Origin of the sequence: Bacteroides salyersiae WAL 10018 = DSM 18765 = JCM 12988, assembly GCF_000381365.1 — a bacterium.
Lineage (GTDB): Bacteria > Bacteroidota > Bacteroidia > Bacteroidales > Bacteroidaceae > Bacteroides > Bacteroides salyersiae.
The window spans coordinates 2,401,394-2,418,729 of the sequence record NZ_KB905466.1; the positions used below are offsets into that span (position 1 = coordinate 2,401,394).

Annotated in this window: 12 protein-coding genes; all 12 read left to right on the forward strand. The window is 44.5% G+C overall.

Translation table 11 applies throughout. From position 1 onward, the window contains the following. Positions 1 to 3: 3 nt before the first annotated feature. Positions 4 to 1,767 carry a RagB/SusD family nutrient uptake outer membrane protein gene (locus HMPREF1532_RS09000; protein WP_005927993.1) on the forward strand — a complete coding sequence of 588 codons (1,764 nt, stop codon included), beginning with the start codon at positions 4 to 6 and terminating at the stop codon, positions 1,765 to 1,767. 37 nt (positions 1,768 to 1,804) lie between these two features. Then, positions 1,805 to 3,844 carry a DUF6259 domain-containing protein gene (locus HMPREF1532_RS09005; RefSeq protein WP_005927996.1) on the forward strand — a complete coding sequence of 680 codons (2,040 nt, stop codon included), beginning with the start codon at positions 1,805 to 1,807 and terminating at the stop codon, positions 3,842 to 3,844. 4 nt (positions 3,845 to 3,848) lie between these two features. After that, a complete protein-coding gene (locus HMPREF1532_RS09010) occupies positions 3,849 to 5,564 on the forward strand; it encodes a phosphodiester glycosidase family protein (protein WP_005927998.1) in 1,716 nt (571 codons plus the stop codon). 49 nt (positions 5,565 to 5,613) lie between these two features. After that, on the forward strand, positions 5,614 to 6,888 hold the full coding sequence (locus HMPREF1532_RS09015; protein ID WP_224203606.1) for a hypothetical protein: 1,275 nt from the start codon (positions 5,614 to 5,616) through the stop codon (positions 6,886 to 6,888). A 131-nt stretch (positions 6,889 to 7,019) separates the two neighbouring features. Continuing rightward, positions 7,020 to 9,332 carry a beta-glucosidase gene (locus HMPREF1532_RS09020; RefSeq protein ID WP_005928001.1) on the forward strand — a complete coding sequence of 771 codons (2,313 nt, stop codon included), beginning with the start codon at positions 7,020 to 7,022 and terminating at the stop codon, positions 9,330 to 9,332. A 7-nt stretch (positions 9,333 to 9,339) separates the two neighbouring features. Beyond that, positions 9,340 to 10,458: an SGNH/GDSL hydrolase family protein gene (locus HMPREF1532_RS09025; protein ID WP_005928003.1), complete on the forward strand. Its 1,119-nt coding sequence runs from the start codon at positions 9,340 to 9,342 to the stop codon at positions 10,456 to 10,458. Continuing rightward, complete coding sequence (locus HMPREF1532_RS09030) at positions 10,455 to 11,729, forward strand: DUF4855 domain-containing protein (RefSeq protein WP_229103642.1); 1,275 nt, start codon at positions 10,455 to 10,457, stop codon at positions 11,727 to 11,729. The genes HMPREF1532_RS09025 and HMPREF1532_RS09030 overlap by 4 nt, the downstream gene beginning before the upstream one ends. A 242-nt stretch (positions 11,730 to 11,971) precedes the next feature. Further along, positions 11,972 to 13,051 carry a DUF4855 domain-containing protein gene (locus tag HMPREF1532_RS09035; RefSeq protein WP_005928007.1) on the forward strand — a complete coding sequence of 360 codons (1,080 nt, stop codon included), beginning with the start codon at positions 11,972 to 11,974 and terminating at the stop codon, positions 13,049 to 13,051. A 49-nt stretch (positions 13,052 to 13,100) separates the two neighbouring features. Next, positions 13,101 to 14,240 (forward strand): hypothetical protein, encoded by a 1,140-nt coding sequence (locus tag HMPREF1532_RS09040; RefSeq protein ID WP_005928009.1) that lies wholly within the window; start codon positions 13,101 to 13,103, stop codon positions 14,238 to 14,240. A gap of 19 nt (positions 14,241 to 14,259) precedes the next feature. Then, positions 14,260 to 15,018, forward strand: a complete 759-nt coding sequence (locus HMPREF1532_RS09045) for a glycerophosphodiester phosphodiesterase family protein (protein WP_005928011.1) — start codon at positions 14,260 to 14,262, stop codon at positions 15,016 to 15,018. A gap of 511 nt (positions 15,019 to 15,529) precedes the next feature. Beyond that, the gene (locus HMPREF1532_RS09050) at positions 15,530 to 16,102 is read left to right on the forward strand and encodes an RNA polymerase sigma-70 factor (protein ID WP_005928013.1); all 573 of its coding nucleotides are present in this window, start codon (positions 15,530 to 15,532) and stop codon (positions 16,100 to 16,102) included. An 85-nt stretch (positions 16,103 to 16,187) separates the two neighbouring features. Beyond that, positions 16,188 to 17,156 carry a FecR family protein gene (locus tag HMPREF1532_RS09055; RefSeq protein ID WP_005928016.1) on the forward strand — a complete coding sequence of 323 codons (969 nt, stop codon included), beginning with the start codon at positions 16,188 to 16,190 and terminating at the stop codon, positions 17,154 to 17,156. The last annotated feature ends 180 nt before the right edge of the window (positions 17,157 to 17,336 follow it).

The window sequence follows — 17,336 nt, forward strand, 5'->3', positions numbered from 1 at the left end:
AAGATGAAAAAGACATTATTATATAACTTAACTGCCACAGTTCTTACCGTCATAGGACTTTCCTCATGTGCCGATTTCCTCGACAAGGAGAACCCTGCATACGATGCCGAAGGATTCTATGCCACCGAAGCGGGATTAAAAGAGGGCGTTACAGGAATTTATTCCCTTTTGTATTTCGACATGAACTGGTCGGTACCCGCATGTATCGTTCTTGATCATTACACTGCATACGGACTCGAGCAAGACGAAAACAACTCGATCGGAGCAGGAGGAACACTGAACCCCGATAATGGTAAAATTCAAGCCTTCTGGACCGGAGAATATGCGATAGCCGCCCGCGCTAACTCTGTAATTTACGGTGCCAAAAATGCCGTTGCAGGGATGAGTGATGCAGCCCGGCAATATTATGCCGAAGCGCGTGTACTCAGAGCATATGCCTATTACAACCTCGTATCGGCATTTGGCGACGTACCTTTCTTTACGGCTCCCGTTACCATAGACGAATACCAATCGGGCCGTACCCCCAAAGGAGACATTATCGATTTTCTGATCGAAGACCTTAATGACGCCGCCGACTATCTTCCTTGGACCGGGACTGAACGGGGACGCGTAGATAAAGCCGTAGCATATGGTCTGATAGCCCGCATCGGCCTGTTCGGCGGAAGTTTCAATGTCAACAATAAAGGCAGCGAATATTTCAGAACGGCTGCGGATGCCGCCGAAAAAGTGATTGGAAAACGCAAATTGGCTACCAACTTCTCCGACCTGTTCAACTTAACCGGTCAGGCCAAAAGCGATGTCCGAAATGAACTGCTATGGGAATTGATGTATTCCACAAGCGGAACAAAAAAACTGCATACCGTAGGTTACGGGCATTCATCCCGTAATTATGGCTCATCAGTACGTTTCCCCAGTTCCTTAATCGTAGATACCTATGAATGCATCGACGGCAAACGTATCGACGAATCGGAACTTTATGATCCGAAACACCCCACACGAAACAGGGATCCCCGTTTCAATGCAACATTGGCCGGTCATGGCGACACCATAAATTATACCAATACCGACGGCAACAATCCATTGAAACTCGTTCTCAACATATACGATGATAAAACCCGGTTCTATCCTCGTAGAAATGCCTGGTATACTGCTCAGAATGTGGATGTAACCACCACCAGTCCATCGCTCGTCAACAATGGAGTAGGGTATTTATGGCGTAAATATGCCGATGAGAACACAGAACAACTGATGAGTTCTTCAAGCAATCTGATCTTGATGCGCTATGCCGAAATACTCCTTTCGTATGCCGAAGCCAAGATAGAACTCAACGAACTGGACGAATCGGTGTACTCTGCCATCAATGAAGTGCGCGGACGTGTCGGAATGCCGGATGTATCCACCGATCGAAAAGGAGATCAAACTAAAATGCGCCAATTGATACGCCGTGAACGCAAAGTCGAATTAGCACTTGAAGGATTACTGTTCGTCGACGTCCGCCGTTGGGGCATCAGTGATATGCTGAACGAGCATCCTTCTTACGGACAACCCAAAACCGACATCAGATACGAAGGGCTGGAAGCTACCGATATTCCCAATTTCAAAACGGACGAACGTCACGACCTGAACGATGTTCCTTCCTATGAAAGCTACAAAGATAAACTCAGGGTGCGCGATAAAAACAGATTCTGGGCTTCAAGATTTACATGGTGGCCTATTCCACGTCTTGAGACAGACCGTGATCCGAATCTGACCAATCCCGAATATTGAATCTAAATTTTGTAATACCAGTAATCTATTTAATATCATGATGAAAAGTTGTTTAATATCTATTCTTGTCTCTCTCGCAAGCTTTACTACAGCGTGGGGCCAAGCCAGTGGTACGCAAGTGACCGAAACCGACTCGACCCTAACACTCCGGAACAGCAAAGTGAGAGTGGAATTTCCCAAAGGGGAAGCTTTCGACATCTCAAAGCTGACACTTAACGGAAAAGAATTAGTATTGAGCAAAGGATACAATACCGTTCCCTGGACGCTTACCTACAAAGGACCGCAAGGAGAAAACCCGGTACTTTTCCCCTCTCACGGCGAGTATGCCGGATGGGCAAAGACAACGAAGGACGGACATGTCGCCATTGCCTTCAAATGGAACATGCGGCTTACTTACCAAGATCTGGTTCCGGTAGTAATGACCGTTTCCCTTCCCGGCGATTCGGAACTCGCTTATTGGGATATTCAAGCGGGCACTCCGGATGGATGGCTGGTAAGTAATACGCAATTCCCCCGTATCACGGTAACCCGTCCCGATAAAGCCAAGTTGATCACCTCGGCAGGTTGGGGTGCAGAGTATAACCTAAGTAACCCGCAGGTATATACTTCCAGCTATCCCTCGGTGACCGGTTCCATGCAACTCCTGCTTCTTCACAACCCCGACGGATCAGTATATTATGCTACCGAGGACAGAGAAGCCTGCGGCAAAGATTTCAGAGCCGCAGTGGGCGATAAGAGCGTAACTCTCTTAACAGACATTGTAGCCTCCGAAGGATGGTCGGACCATACAAGCAAGACCTTTACCCTTCCGTGGCCGACAGTGATCGGATACTCCCATCTCGGATGGCAGGATGCAGCAACGAAATGGTATCGTCCTTTTACGTTTACCACCGAATGGGGAAGCAAACCGTTAGCATCGCGCAACATCCCTCAATGGCTCTTAGATACCGATACCTGGATCAGAGCCAAAGGAGTGAATGACACCGTACGGACAGCCGTAAACAAAGCCATCGATTTATATGGCAAAAACACCTTCGTGCATTGGTACTTCTGGCATCATCACCCTTATGACACCCACTATCCGGACTACTTCCCCGCAAAAACGGATTTTGCCGAGATGATAGCCGAAGTCCGGGAAAGAGGTTGCCACACCGTCCCTTATATCAACGGGCGGTTGTGGGATCCCGCAAGCGACAGTTATGCTGCCCTGAATGGTGCCTCAGCTTCATGCCGGAAACCGGACGGAACGCTCTATACCGAAATTTATCCCACATCCAAAGTACTGAACTCCGTCACCTGCCCCGCATCCAAACTGTGGCAAGGGATCATTACCGATCTTGTCATTAAAATCCAGAAAGAACTGAAAACCAATGGAGTTTATATTGACCAGATCGCTGCCGCCGCTCCCCAGCCTTGTTGGGCCACCAATCACGGACATGCCCGGGGCGGAGGTGACTACTGGCACAAATCTTACCGCCATCTGATGGATTCACTCCGCACCTATCACCTGGAACCGGGAAATATCTTAATCAGCGAAGAGAATGCAGAATGTTACATCGACATGTTCGATCTGTTGCTCACGGTCAATTCACCCCACAACGGTTGTAAGATAGTACCTTTGTTCCCAATGGTCTATTCCGACAGACTTATCACATCGGCATATACCTATTCGCCTACCGACAGAGTAAATCGTGGCGACTTCCTGTATCAGACCATGCAATGCTTTCTGTACGGTTCACAGTTGGGTTGGGTAGATCCTACGCTTTTAATGAAGGAGGAAGCCAAAAGAGAAGCCGACTTTTTAAAAACACTCTCGGTGCTTCGTAAAAAGCAACACGATGTTTTTGTAGGAGGAAGATATGTAAAGGAGATCATCCCGAAAGGGGATAATCCGATAACCGACGTTCACGGATTCGGCAAAATGAATGTGGTAGCCGGCTCCGAATGGATTTCTCCGAAAGGTCAAAGAGTACAATATTACGTGAACATGGACAGCGTGGACCATGAAATAATATTGCCCGACAATAATAAAAAACGGACTGTAAAAGCCCTGCAAGGCATACGAATTAATTTATAGAATCATGAAAAACAGCTATTCTTTACTATTGTTTTTATTGAGTTGCATCCCGTTCGGCTCTTTTGCTTCCACCACCTGGAAATTGCAAAACGTCGAATATCGTGTAGACACATTGTCACATGTAGTGATAGGCCCCGGTACCACCCAGACAACTTTGATGCTGGAAGGCCCGGTGAAGTTACGTGTATTCTATACAACCACGGACATGACCGATCCGAATGTGAACTTGAAATTGATAATGGGAAAGGATAATCTGACAAGCAATGTAACCGTACCGAACATGCCGGCGTCCCATAATGATCCGGAAAACATCTATTTTGCCGGTGTAAACGCCGACTTCATTGGTGGTATGGGGCCTGTCGGTACTACGGCTGCGAACGGAGAGATGTATAAAAGTTATAAGGGGACCGGATGGTATGCAATAGGTATTGACAAAGATAAAAAACTTCATTCCGGTGCTCCTTATACTACTTTCAAATTAGTCTCGCCAAACGCCGGACAGGCTTCCATCAAAGCCGTTAATGCCGTACGCAGTGACAATGAGATGATATTGTATACTTCTCGTAAAGGCAGCACTACGGGTACCAAAGGGGCAGGAGTAGAGGTCGGTGCCGTAGCTGTCGACGGCCCGTTGAAATCAGAAGGAACTACCCGGATGCGCGTAACGGTTGCACCGGTAAAAGATGTCGGCAATATGGCGATTCCGGAAAATGGGTTCGTACTTTCCGGAACAGGATTTACGACCAATACGCTGACCAAGATGCAACTTGGCGAGGAGTTCGAAGTTACCCCGACCATTTATTTCGATAATGTGGCAACAACAGACATCACAGACATGTGTGGCGGATGCCCGATGCTACTTCAAGAGGGAAAGATTCTTGAAACACAAGGTTCCCTGGATCACCTGGTCAATCGTGAGCCTCGTACGGCAATAGGTTACAACACTGATGGAACAAAGGTAATACTACTTGTTGTCGACGGTCGTCAACCGGGAGTATCGGTCGGTGTACCCTCTAAAGATCTGGCTGCAATACTACTCAATCTGGGGTGTACGGAAGCGCTGAACTTTGATGGAGGAGGTTCCTCTACCCTGTATGTCAAGGAACTGGGCGTTATCAACACGCCGAGCGAAGGAAGCCTGAGAGCTGTAAAAAACGGCCTTTTCATTACAACTCCTGCCACTACAGATAAGGAAATAGCTCAAATCCGCTTTGCCGATTATGCGAAAAAAGCGGAACAGAACAGTTACTACTCTCCAGTGATATACGGCTACAACGCACAAGGATTGCTCATCGATACAAACGTGAAAGGAATAACTCTTTCCTGCAGTACCGAATTGGGAGAAGTACAAGAAAACGGTACTACCGTATTATGTAGCGGTACAGGTACTCACCCCCTAACTGCTTCATTAGGTGAATTGACCACAACTTTACTTGTTACCGTAAACGGTTCCGGCACAGGAATCGCTTCAACTGCCACCGGCTCTATCGATGTATATCCCAATCCTGCAAGAACAGGAGACCAGGTCTATATCGATTTCAACGGAAGCGGTACTGTCTGCATCTACAGTACCACCGGGCGGTTGATCCATCGTTTCGAATACAAGAAAAACGGCAATACACCGACAGTACTGCCCACAGAATCGTTGACCTCAGGTTTTTATATAATCACCTTATCAGATAAAACATTCAACAGGATAGCTAAATTAATGATACAATGACAAAAAACAAAATCAAAATAATTTCTATTGTTCAACTTAAATTTCAAAAATGATGAAAAAACAATTACTTACAGCAACGATCATGCTAACCGGCATGTTCGTTTTGACTCCTTCTATTGCAGATGCGAAGTCTTCTATGGATTCAAATCTTAAGTTGCTATGGATGAATACAGACGTCGCTCCATTACACACAAGTGCACGTCAAGGATTCGGTATGAATGGAAAATTCTATCTCCAAAACAAAGACACCAAACAAATTGAGGTATGGGATGAAACCGGGAAAATAACAGACATCCCTTCCGGAGAAGGAACCAATATTACATTTGACGATGCGGGAAACATCATTGTGCGTATTGGAACTTTTAACACCAATTATGTCAGTACCCGAAACGAACTGAGAATTATTCCTGCAGATGGTTCAGACGTAATAGATATTCCATTAAGCGGAATTACACCGGGGCGTCTCGACTTTTGGGGACATGTCAGAGGTAACGTACTCGACAAAACGACTGGCGGTCTCCTGTATATGGGTACAGCATGGTATCCTCAACTGATTGAAATACCAATCATAAACGGCCAACAAGACGTAGCCAATACGTACACCTATACTTATGAAAGCCCATTCGGAGTATCGGGAAATTTTGCTACCACCACGATAATATCCAGTTGGGAAAATGGCGAAGACTTAGCTATTCTGAGTCCATTATATAATAAAACAAATTGTAACTCCATCCAAAAGTTAGCGTTAGATGATGACGGTAACTGGTCACATGAGTCTTACTATATAACTCCCCGCCATAGCGGATGTGCAGGGTTCTACATCTTCAAGTTAGGAGGTAAAGACTACATCGTATATCCTTCCGGCGATAACAATGCCGACGGCTTCACCGTATCCAAATTGGCTACTAAAGCTACATCTGAAATAGAAGACAGTGATGCAGATGTAAGAATAGCAACCAAGTATTCGGAACAAAAAGATGATGGTAATCCCATGTATACAAACAATGCTTTTTATGGAAATCATCTGACAGCAGAAGCTGTCAGCGAAACCGAAGCCTATATTTATCAGTATTATCCTAACGGATACATTGCAAAATATTCATTCACAGTTGGTACAGATACCGGTGTTGAAAAAACAGAAACTCCTAAAGCAACCGTTATCGGTGGTACCGGAGAAATTACAATTGAAGGTGAACCTGCTTCTATCGAAGTCTATACCATAAGCGGTATTCTCATCAGCCGTAATGAGAATAACGTGAAATGTATTCCGGGAACATATATTGTCAAAACCGATAACAATGCAACCAAAGTAATAGTCAAATAAAAGGTTTTTATTTCAAGAGCCTGTTCAAATTCCGACCGGTATCATCCGAAAGTAAATTCAGACAGGCTCTTTCTACATTTTCATAAAAATAGCACCAGTTACATAGAACAAATCAAGACATTTACCACACCATGCACAAGGCCATCATACCCCTTTTATATGTACTCATCTTTTCTGTCAGCAATCTCTTTGCCGGCAACGGCAGTAAGCCACACTACAACGATAAAGACATCAATCATATTGTCAGCCAACTCACTCTGGAACAAAAAGCCCGGCTTTTAGTAGGATGTCCGGGTAGTGATAAAGGAGTCAGCCATATAGTTGCAGGATCTGCAGGATATACTTTTCCGATCGATTCCCTGGGTATTCCCTCCATCAATCTGGCAGATGGTCCGGTAGGAGTACGAATCACTCCTGTCCTACCAAACAAACCGTATACTTCTTATTGCACCTGTTTCCCCTCGACCACAGCACTGGCCGCCACTTGGAACAAGGACATAGCCCGGCTGGAAGGTAATGCAATCGGTGATGAGGCTCTGGCCTACGGTGTCGACATCGTACTCACACCGGGCATCAATATTATGCGCAACCCTCTTTGCGGACGCAATTTCGAATATTTCTCCGAAGATCCCTATCTTTCCGGTATAATGGGCGCAGCCATGATCAACGGAATCCAAGACAAAGGAATCGGAGCGAGCCTGAAACATTTTATTGCCAACAATCAGCAAACAGGTAAACTCTACAACGATGCACGCATCTCCCAACGTGCCATCCGTGAGATTTATCTCAAAGGATTCGAAATATGTATCAAAAACTCCGATCCGTGGACCGTGATGGGTTCTTACAATAAAATAGGAGGGCAATATACACAAGCCAATCCGGAACTGCTCCGGACGATTCTCCGGAACGAATGGAATTATAACGGTCTGATTGTAACCGATTGGTATAAAAAACGGGATACTGCCGACCAACTCAATGGCGGAACAGACCTGATGATGCCGGGAGAACAATCTCAGGTAGATGAAATAATAGCCGGAGTAAAAAACGGCCGGATCAGCGAAACCACTCTAAACAAAAGTGTGAAGTACGTATTGAAACTCATTTCCAAATCCATCTCTAACAAAGGATGGGAATATAATGAAGCTCCCGACCTTGCTGCAAATGCAGCATTGGCACGCCGTATCGCTACCGAAGGAATGGTGCTCCTGAAAAACGACCGTTCCTTTCTCCCCATATCCCAAGGCGCGAAAATAGCTTTGTTCGGTGCCACTGCATACAAGTCCATTGCCGGAGGTACCGGATCTTCCAACGTAAACAAAGCTCATATCACAGATATATCTACCGGACTCGAAAAGGGCGGTTATACACTAAGCAACAGATTGAAAGGACTCTATACAAAATTCGTGGAATTTCAGAATGACCTTCTCGACAAACATCCGGAAAGCACCGACTGGGAGAAACTATCATACAACCGGACGGTAATCGCCGAAATGGATCTGTCAAAAGCGGAAAGCATTATCGGGCAGGAAGCTAAAAATTCCGACATCGCACTCATCGTCATCGGCAGGGGTTCCGGCGAAGAGTCCGACCGCAGACTGGAAGGTGACTTTTACCTTACGCCCGAAGAAAAATTCATGATTGAAAACGTATCTTCCCAATTTCACGCTGCAGGAAAAAAGGTAGCGGTGGTAATGAACGTTTGCGGGGTCATGGAGATGAACTCCTGGAAGGATGAACCGGATGCCATACTGCTGGCTTGGTTTCCGGGACAGGAGTGCGGAGATGCCATAGCAGATGTAATCAGCGGAAAAGCAAATCCTTCCGGCAAACTTCCGATGACTTTCCCGATAGACTACTTCGACATTCCTTCCTCCAGAAACTTCCCGATGGTGGGAGAGACCAAAAGCGGCAAAAACTTCGATTATACTAATTACGAAGAAGATATCTGGGTAGGCTACCGCTACTTCAATACGGCCAATAAAGCCATCGTCTATCCTTTCGGATACGGATTGTCGTATACGAATTTCTCTTTCGGCAAACCGAAGCTCGAAAGAAAGAACGAAAAATGGGTAGCGACCATCCAGATAACCAATACAGGAAACGTATCCGGAAAAGAGACCGTACAATTATACATTTCCGCCCCGCAGACTTCCATCCAAAAACCAAGTGTAGAGCTAAAAACTTTCGGAAAAACACGGGAATTAAAGCCGGGGGAAAGCGAAACGGTAAAACTTGAATTTACCGATTACGATCTGGCCTCATTTGATGAAGCCAACTCGCAATGGCTTACATCCAAAGGGGAATATACGCTCTCTTTCGGCGCGTCAAGCAAGGATTTCAGAGCTACGCTTCCTCTCAACATCAGCAAAAATAGAACCTGGAAAGTAAACAATGTACTTCGCCCGGTAGAGAAAATAAACGTCATGAAATTTCCCTTAAAATAACCGGATGATGAAACGCTTGGCATTGATTTTTCTATATGTATGTCTATCGACTCTCATTCTCTTCGGAAGTACCACACAGGCGTCCGGTACCTCCGGGGCGGACTCATTGACATATTTCGATGCCGTCCGGTTCCCGGTTATCGGAAAGATATACCCCGATTCCCTGCCGTTTTTTTCCCGTATTCCCTATTTCCTGAAACCAACTACGCGGGAAGCGGTATGGAACTTAGGACAGAATGCCGCCGGAATTGCAGTACGCTTCCGTTCCGACTCGCCCGTGATCGCTGTGAAATGGGAAAATACGTTCAACAATTCCATGAAACACATGGCACCGGTCGGTATCAAGGGACTCGACCTCTACTGCTTTATCGATGGCAAATGGCGGTTTATGAACAGTGCGCAACCTTCGGGTAAAACCAATCAATGGCAGATCATATCCGGCATGGATGCCACCGAGCGTGAATATATGCTCTACCTTCCCCTGTACGACGGGATTCATTCATTGCAGATCGGAGTCGCTGCACCGTCTCACATCGGGCAGCCTTCGTTACCCTACCCCGATACCCGAAAACCCATCGTATTTTACGGAAGCAGCATTACGCAAGGAGCCTGTGCCTCACGTCCCGGAATGGCTGCCACCAACCTGATAGGAAGAAAACTAAACGTAGAAACCATCAACCTGGGATTCAGTGGCAATGCTTTCATCGACTATGAAGTGGCAGAGATGATGGCCCATGTGGATGCATCCGCTTACGTGCTCGATTATGTGCCGAATGCATCTCCCGAACAGATTCTGGAAAAAACGGAAAAGTTTGTACGGATACTGAGAGAAAAGCATCCGGACGTCCCTTTGATATTTGTCGAGGACCCCATTTTCCCCCATTCTAAGTTCGACCTTAGAATGGCCAAAGAGATTAAGGACAAAAACGATGCTATGAACCAAGCCTTTTCATCACTGAAAAAGCAGGGACTGAAAAAAATATATCTGGTGAAAGGGAGGTCATTAATCTCCGCCAACGGCGAATCGACTGTCGACGGTATCCATTTCACCGATTGTGGATTCGAACAATACGTCGACGCAATATTACCTATATTAAAAAAAGCCATAAACCATAAAAAGAAATGATGTCAACTTTAAAAAAAACATATATCACACTCGCCATTACGGTCATTACCGTTTTCCTCGGTGCAAGTACGGCAACAGCTGCTTATAAAACGGATGTAGTCTCGGATATGGCCCTCATTTATCAGGGCGGTAACCATCGACCCGAGTGGACGGAAGACGAACTGCGTCCTTACGTGGTCCACACTTTTGCCGATGGTCGTATGGAATGGTTTTTCGACTCGTTTCTCTTTTTCGAATTTACAGATAGCTGGCAGATAGCATTCGGTTCCAGCTACGGAACACGGAATGCCCAAAGAAGCGACTGGGAATGGTTGCTGAACAGAGTATTCGAAAAGGGTAAGTCTCTCGATGCCTTAAATTCGTGTATCGAGCATTACAAAACGATCATCGGAGAGCCGTCATTCAAACACCGAATTGTACTTGGAGTCGTATCGCCCATCACCGGTCAAACCGACTGGGGAAGTCTTGATGGGAAGACGTTGGATTTCACAAACAGAGACGATCAGATAACAGCCGCCAAATGGTATATAGACCAACTGATGGAACGATTTGCAGAAGAAACCTACAACAATCTGGAACTGACAGGTTTCTACTGGCTCGAAGAGAGTACAGCCAAGTGCGGAGATCTGCCTAAAGATGTCAGCGAATACATTCATCAACTGGACAAACGCTTCTATTGGATTCCATATTGGAATGCATCCGGATATAACTTATGGAAAAAATTAGGATTCGATACCGCTTTCCTACAACCGAACCATTTCTTTAGCAAGGACATACCCGACATCCGGCTGGATCAAGCCTGCAACACTGCCCGAAAATTCGGAATGGGACTGGAAATGGAGTTCGACAGCAACGTGCTATACGAAAAAGAGGATTCTTATTATAGCAGATTGGAAAGCTATATCAATGCTTTCGAAAACAACGGCGTCTTCGAAGAGTCATCCATTGCCTATTATTCGGGAACCAAGGGAATCCTCGATATGTACCGTTCAAACTCTATCGAGAATACGCTTATTCTGGACAGGATTGCCGGCCACATCCTGAACAGACGTAGCCGGGGCGTGGGCATTGAAACGCCCGATCCTCCTAAAACCGATGTCATCGTTGCAGGAGGTGTCGGAGAACTGTATATATCGGGAGATCCCGAATCGATCCGGATATATACCGCCAACGGCATACTGGTCAGCGAAAACAGGAAGAGTTTTCAATGTCCGTCCGGCATTTACATAGTGATAGTCGATGGAGAGACCAGAAAGGTAACCGTTCGCTGATAGTCTAATAATCCCTATTTTACAAATAAAAAAATTAGTAACATTAAAGAGCCTGTTTAAATTTTCCTCTTAAAAGTTTTTATCAGTTTATTTTGAGTTTATTTTCGATCTGTTTTCCTGTTTTTACTCGTCAGATAGCCCGCTATCCTCCTCATAAAAACAGAAAAACATCCTCAAAAATAACTCTCAAAATAATACTGAGCAAAATTTAAACAGGCTCTAAAAAAACAAAATTATTAAACATGAAAAAGATTCTATACCTCTTAACAGCGCTCATTCTCATGGTCCCTTTCCACTCCTCAGAAGCCGGAGGAAACGAAGGAAGCAAGTACAAAACCAATAAAATCCGCGATCTGGCACTCATCTATCAAGGAGGCGTGCAAAGAATCGACTGGACACCCGACCAGTTTGTCCCATACGTCACCCACCAGTTTGCCGACGGTACAAAAGAATGGCTGTTCGACGGCTTTTTATTCCTCGAGTTTGCCGATGGCAAAGGCTCCACTTATGCCTACGGATATACCAAAAAACAGGCACGGAAAACGGAATGGGAATGGCTTCTCGACAGAATCTTTGAAAAAGGGAAAGCACTGGACGCTCTCGATCAATGCATCGAACAAGAGAAAAAAGAGATTGGGAAACCCCGCTTCAAGCATAAGGTTGTTTTAGGAGTCGCCATTCCCCTGTCCAAACAAAAAGACTGGGGATCGATAGACGGAACTCCCCTTGATTTCAACCGGCAAGCCGATCAGATAAAAGCTGCCCAATGGTACATAGACCAATTGATGAGCCGCTTCAAAAAGGCCAAATATAAGAATCTGGAATTATCCGGTTTCTATTGGGTGGACGAGGATATTGCCACTTGCAAAGATCTCCCGAAATACGTAAGTCAGTACATCCATGCCAAGAAAAAGGAATTTGTCTGGATTCCTTATTGGAAAGCGAAAGGATACGATCAGTGGAAAGAATTAGGATTCGACATCGCCTATCAGCAGCCCAATCATTTCTTTACAAAAGACATCCCCGATTCGCGTCTGGACGAAGCCTGTGAACTCGCCCTGCGTCACGGCATGGCTATGGAATTCGAATGCGACAGCAAGGCCCTTTATGACTGTGAGGATTCTTCTTATGACAGGATGCTTGCATATATCAAGGCATTCGAAGACCACAATGTTTTTGAGACTTCGGCTATAGCCTACTACACCGGCAGCAAAGGGCTATTGGATTTATACCATTCCTCCTCTCCGGAAGATAAAAAGATTATGGATCGGCTGGCACGCCACATCGTTGCCCGCAGAAGCATAAAGGCACTGACAAAATAGAGGAGACGCTAACCGAATAGATTAAATCATCGACCTAATAAATAAAGCTATGAACAGGCTCATACTCATTTTCTTTTTGCTTTCCCCCCTGTCGATGCAGTCTCACAACGAACTCTGCACGATCAGAAAAGCAGGAGAGAATGTGTATGTGTCTTCTCAAATCGACGATCATCACGAAATAAACTATTGGTTCAAAAAGTGCATGGCAAATGATTTATTCACTTTTTACCGTGTTTCCGTCACCTCCGGCACTACCGGTACTACGGTCGTAAATGAAGCATACAGTGACAATATCGGCCCATTTGAGATCCGGGGCGGCGGTTGGTGTGGCGGCAACCATCTGTTTACGGACGAAAAGACCCAAACAGCCGAGACTTTCTCGATAAAACTCTATGCCGACGGACAAAGCATTTCCTCCGACACCCTCTTGAAAGCACAAATAATAAAGTTGGAAGTAAAAAACCGGATATTCAATCCTCTAAGCGCAGAACAGACCGGAGATAAGACCTATTTTACCGATACGCTATGTATTGAGAACGTAAATTACACGATAAGGGGCAACAGCATCCAGGTCGATTTATCTCACGACTACATCAACCGGACTCCCGTCATAATAACCAAATATTACGGAATGCAATCCATGTTCAAAGATGAAAACCAGCTTCTCACCCCCTTAGGAAAGTATCCTTTCTGGACCAACATACACCAGACAAACCGGTTTAAAAAGCAAGATTTCCCCCGGTTCAACCGGTTCATCGAAAAAGGCGATTTGTATTTTCAATCCTCTTTCCTCCTTCACCGCGGATTGGGAACACATGATGAGCTCCCCGATGATGACGTGATTTTCATAGGTAATTCCTGGACTAAATGTTATCACAAGCTCATCGGAAATACCCTCCGAACCATCGGTCATCATGATTCGTGGAGCGGGGTATACACCTGGATAGCCACCCCGTTGCTCGATACAGGGTCTGCATTTGCTTACGACGGATTCATCGACGGGAAAAGGGTCATCTTTTTCAGCAACCCCGTCAAAGGCAGTTTCCGGCTCTCTCTCCCTCCAAATTCAACCTATGGAAAAGTTAGCATCATAGAAAATACTTCCCATGCGAAAATCAAAAAGAAGAAAGACTCACTCCGCCTTTCCTGCCATTCTCCCGGAAGTGTAATTATCTCACTCGAAAAATAACTTCAAAATTCAGTATATCATGAAAAGAAAACTTGTATTCATCTGTCTGATGGGAATCCTCGTAACTCTTACCGTAAATGCCCAACCCAAAGTAGTGGCTCACCGGGGATATTGGGACATCGAAGGCTCGGCCCAGAACTCCATCCGTGCCTTGATAAAAGCCGACTCCATCCAATGCGACGCATGCGAATTCGACGTATGGCTGACAGCCGATAAAAAACTGGTAGTAAACCATGACGATCATATAAACAGTTACGTAATAGAAACCACGTCATCCGACACCATTCTGAATCAGAAATTGAAAAACGGAGAATACCTACCGTCATTGGATCAGTTTCTCGACGTTGCCAAACGCCTTACGATAGACTTGGTATTGGAAATAAAACCCCATAAAAACAGGGAACATGAAAAAGAAGCCGTAAAAATGATACTCGACCTGGTAAAAGCCAAAGAACTGGAAACAAGAACCTCCTACATTACTTTTTCCAGAAATGCTTTCGATGAACTTGTGAAACAGACCAACTGCCCGATTCTCTATCTGAACGGCGTAGCACCGGACGTATTAAAGAAAATCGGAGGAACAGGAGCCGACTATCACATCAACGTATTCAAAAAGAATCCCGAATGGATAAAGCAACTCCATGATTCAGGACTCGAAGTCAATATCTGGACGGTAAGCGAACCCGAAGAAATACAATGGTGCATCGATCACGGTGCCGATTACATCACGACAAACAACCCGGAACTGGTACAGAAAATGATCAAAGATCCATTATAACCATACAAAAGATACTTTATCACAACATCCGGATGTCTTTGTCCAAAACATGGGGATGTTGTGATTCTGAACATGGGGATGTTGTGGTATAAAACATCCCCATGTTTTGCATATTAAGAAATCGATTTTCAACAATACAAGAATATCTATCCTTCTCTATTCATTATTATACTTGAATATCCGACATCAGCTTATTAATTGCTTGACCATATCCATCTTCCCAACATGAGAAACACTCAAAATTCCAGCCTTTTTGAACAGAAAATCGGGAAAAGGCAAACTATACACACAAAAGTCACTATATTTGTGTTAGAGAAAATATAATAACGTCTATCTTTGAAGTGCAATAGATAGATTCCATACGTGTTTTGAGAAAGGTATGCCCTACAATGACCGGACATACCTTTTTTTATTTGTAAAATATACCCGCCTAATATTTTTCAATCGAATCAATTCTCTTTATCATATATTTCTCTAACTTTGGCACCACTATTAAAAACACCTCTTCTTTATGGATGAAAAATACATTTTAGGTCTCCGAAAAGGATCGCATGCCGACTTCAACAAACTATACGATCTTTATGCCGACAGATTGTATGGCTTTGCCTATAACCTGACACATTCGTCCGAAATGGCGGAAGAGATTGTTCAGGAGGTTTTCCTGAAAATCTGGCAAATGCGAGAACATCTGTCGCCCGAATATTCTTTTCGTTCTTTCCTCTTCACCATTGCCAAAAACAAATTTCTGAATGATCTCAGAAACAGGCTTACCCTGCTCTCTTATGACGAATATACTGCACAACTGGACGCTGCCGAAGAGGGTGCAAACACTACCGAGAACGACTTTAACTTTCATGAACTGAACGAACAGATTCTTCAGGCGAAAGACAAACTGAGCAAACGGCAAAGAACGATATTTGAAATGAGCAGGGAAGAAGGGCTATCCAGCCAGGAGATCGCCCTAAAACTCGACATCTCCGAGCAGTCTGTGAGAAATCAGCTAAGCAGTGCACTCAAAGTACTCAGAGAAGAGCTTATCAAGACAGGCCTTTGCTTTGCTATTCTTTTCATGAATCAATGGTAATACTTAAAAAATATTAATAACAGGAAGTACGCATGTTACAGGTTTGCCGTTTCTGTGTACTACCTATAAACGGACAGGATCGATTATGGAGAAAAATAATAATATACTCGAAAAATATATTCACGGTAGCATCAACGAAGAAGAATACAAGGAGCTACAGCAAAAGATTCAGGATGATTCCGACAGAAGCATCCCGAATATGCTCGATGAATGCTGGCAGAAAGACATGAATATTCACGTTATGCCTCCCAGCGCTAAAGAGCGTACCCGCAGACGCATTGACGAAGAGATAAAGAAAGATCTCAGACGGATGTGGCTGAAGCGGGTATCTACCGTTGCCGCTTCTCTGCTGATACCGATCCTGATTTTCTCCACCGTTTATCTCTACCATGAGATGGACCATTATAAACAAATACCCAATATCGTATCCGTCAACAGAGGACAACGTGCCGGTATCACGTTACCGGACGGGACAATCGTTCATCTGAACAGTGAGTCTAAATTAACGTATACCCCCGAATTTAACGGGAAATTGAGAGAGGTGTCCCTTGAAGGAGAAGCATTCTTTGAAGTTACTCCCAATAAAGAAAAACCGTTTATCGTAAAGACCTCCGTTTTCGATGTGGAAGTATTGGGGACTTCTTTCAATGTTTCTGTTTACAACGATGAAAACATTGTAGAAACGGCGCTTATAGAAGGAAAAGTCAAACTGACCATGAACGGTTATCCGTCCAAACCTGTTTATCTGACTCCGTCACAAAAATTCGTCTATTCCAGAAATGAGCAGAAAGGTAACATTTCCATTATGGAGGAGGACTCGGAACTGGCATGGAAACAAGGCATACTGGCATTCAATGCCGTACCGTTGACGGAAGTTTTCAAACGTATGGAAAGATGGTATGGAGTCACTATACACTATGATAAAGAAAATCTTGTGAACGATAAGTTCACCGGACAATTTAAACTGATTTCCATACAAGAGATGATGAACATATTGCGTATACACTATAACCTGAAATTCAAGATAGAAAACAATGACATATATATAATCTAAAAAAAACAGAAAAGCGCATGAAAAATACAAATTAAATCCACTCATTCTTAACAACTTACTAATGTTGCAAAAGATATTATAATCTCTTTTGTCCGTTACTTTTTTGTCCTTTTTCTTACATCCGATTCGTTTTAAAAAACTCAAGAGGGAACCTTCGCAGGTTGGTTCCAAGCTATTGTT

Bases quoted from the DNA above. Each gene is read 5' to 3' on its own strand.
- HMPREF1532_RS09000 (WP_005927993.1), top strand. From the start codon at position 4: ATGAAAAAGACATTATTATATAACTTAACTGCCACAGTTCTTACCGTC.
- HMPREF1532_RS09055 (WP_005928016.1), top strand. From the start codon at position 16,188: ATGGAGAAAAATAATAATATACTCGAAAAATATATTCACGGTAGCATC.
- HMPREF1532_RS09010 (WP_005927998.1), top strand. From the start codon at position 3,849: ATGAAAAACAGCTATTCTTTACTATTGTTTTTATTGAGTTGCATCCCG.
- HMPREF1532_RS09030 (WP_229103642.1), top strand. From the start codon at position 10,455: ATGATGTCAACTTTAAAAAAAACATATATCACACTCGCCATTACGGTC.
- HMPREF1532_RS09025 (WP_005928003.1), top strand. From the start codon at position 9,340: ATGAAACGCTTGGCATTGATTTTTCTATATGTATGTCTATCGACTCTC.
- HMPREF1532_RS09020 (WP_005928001.1), top strand. From the start codon at position 7,020: ATGCACAAGGCCATCATACCCCTTTTATATGTACTCATCTTTTCTGTC.
- HMPREF1532_RS09035 (WP_005928007.1), top strand. From the start codon at position 11,972: ATGAAAAAGATTCTATACCTCTTAACAGCGCTCATTCTCATGGTCCCT.
- HMPREF1532_RS09045 (WP_005928011.1), top strand. From the start codon at position 14,260: ATGAAAAGAAAACTTGTATTCATCTGTCTGATGGGAATCCTCGTAACT.
- HMPREF1532_RS09050 (WP_005928013.1), top strand. From the start codon at position 15,530: ATGGATGAAAAATACATTTTAGGTCTCCGAAAAGGATCGCATGCCGAC.
- HMPREF1532_RS09015 (WP_224203606.1), top strand. From the start codon at position 5,614: ATGATGAAAAAACAATTACTTACAGCAACGATCATGCTAACCGGCATG.
- HMPREF1532_RS09005 (WP_005927996.1), top strand. From the start codon at position 1,805: ATGATGAAAAGTTGTTTAATATCTATTCTTGTCTCTCTCGCAAGCTTT.
- HMPREF1532_RS09040 (WP_005928009.1), top strand. From the start codon at position 13,101: ATGAACAGGCTCATACTCATTTTCTTTTTGCTTTCCCCCCTGTCGATG.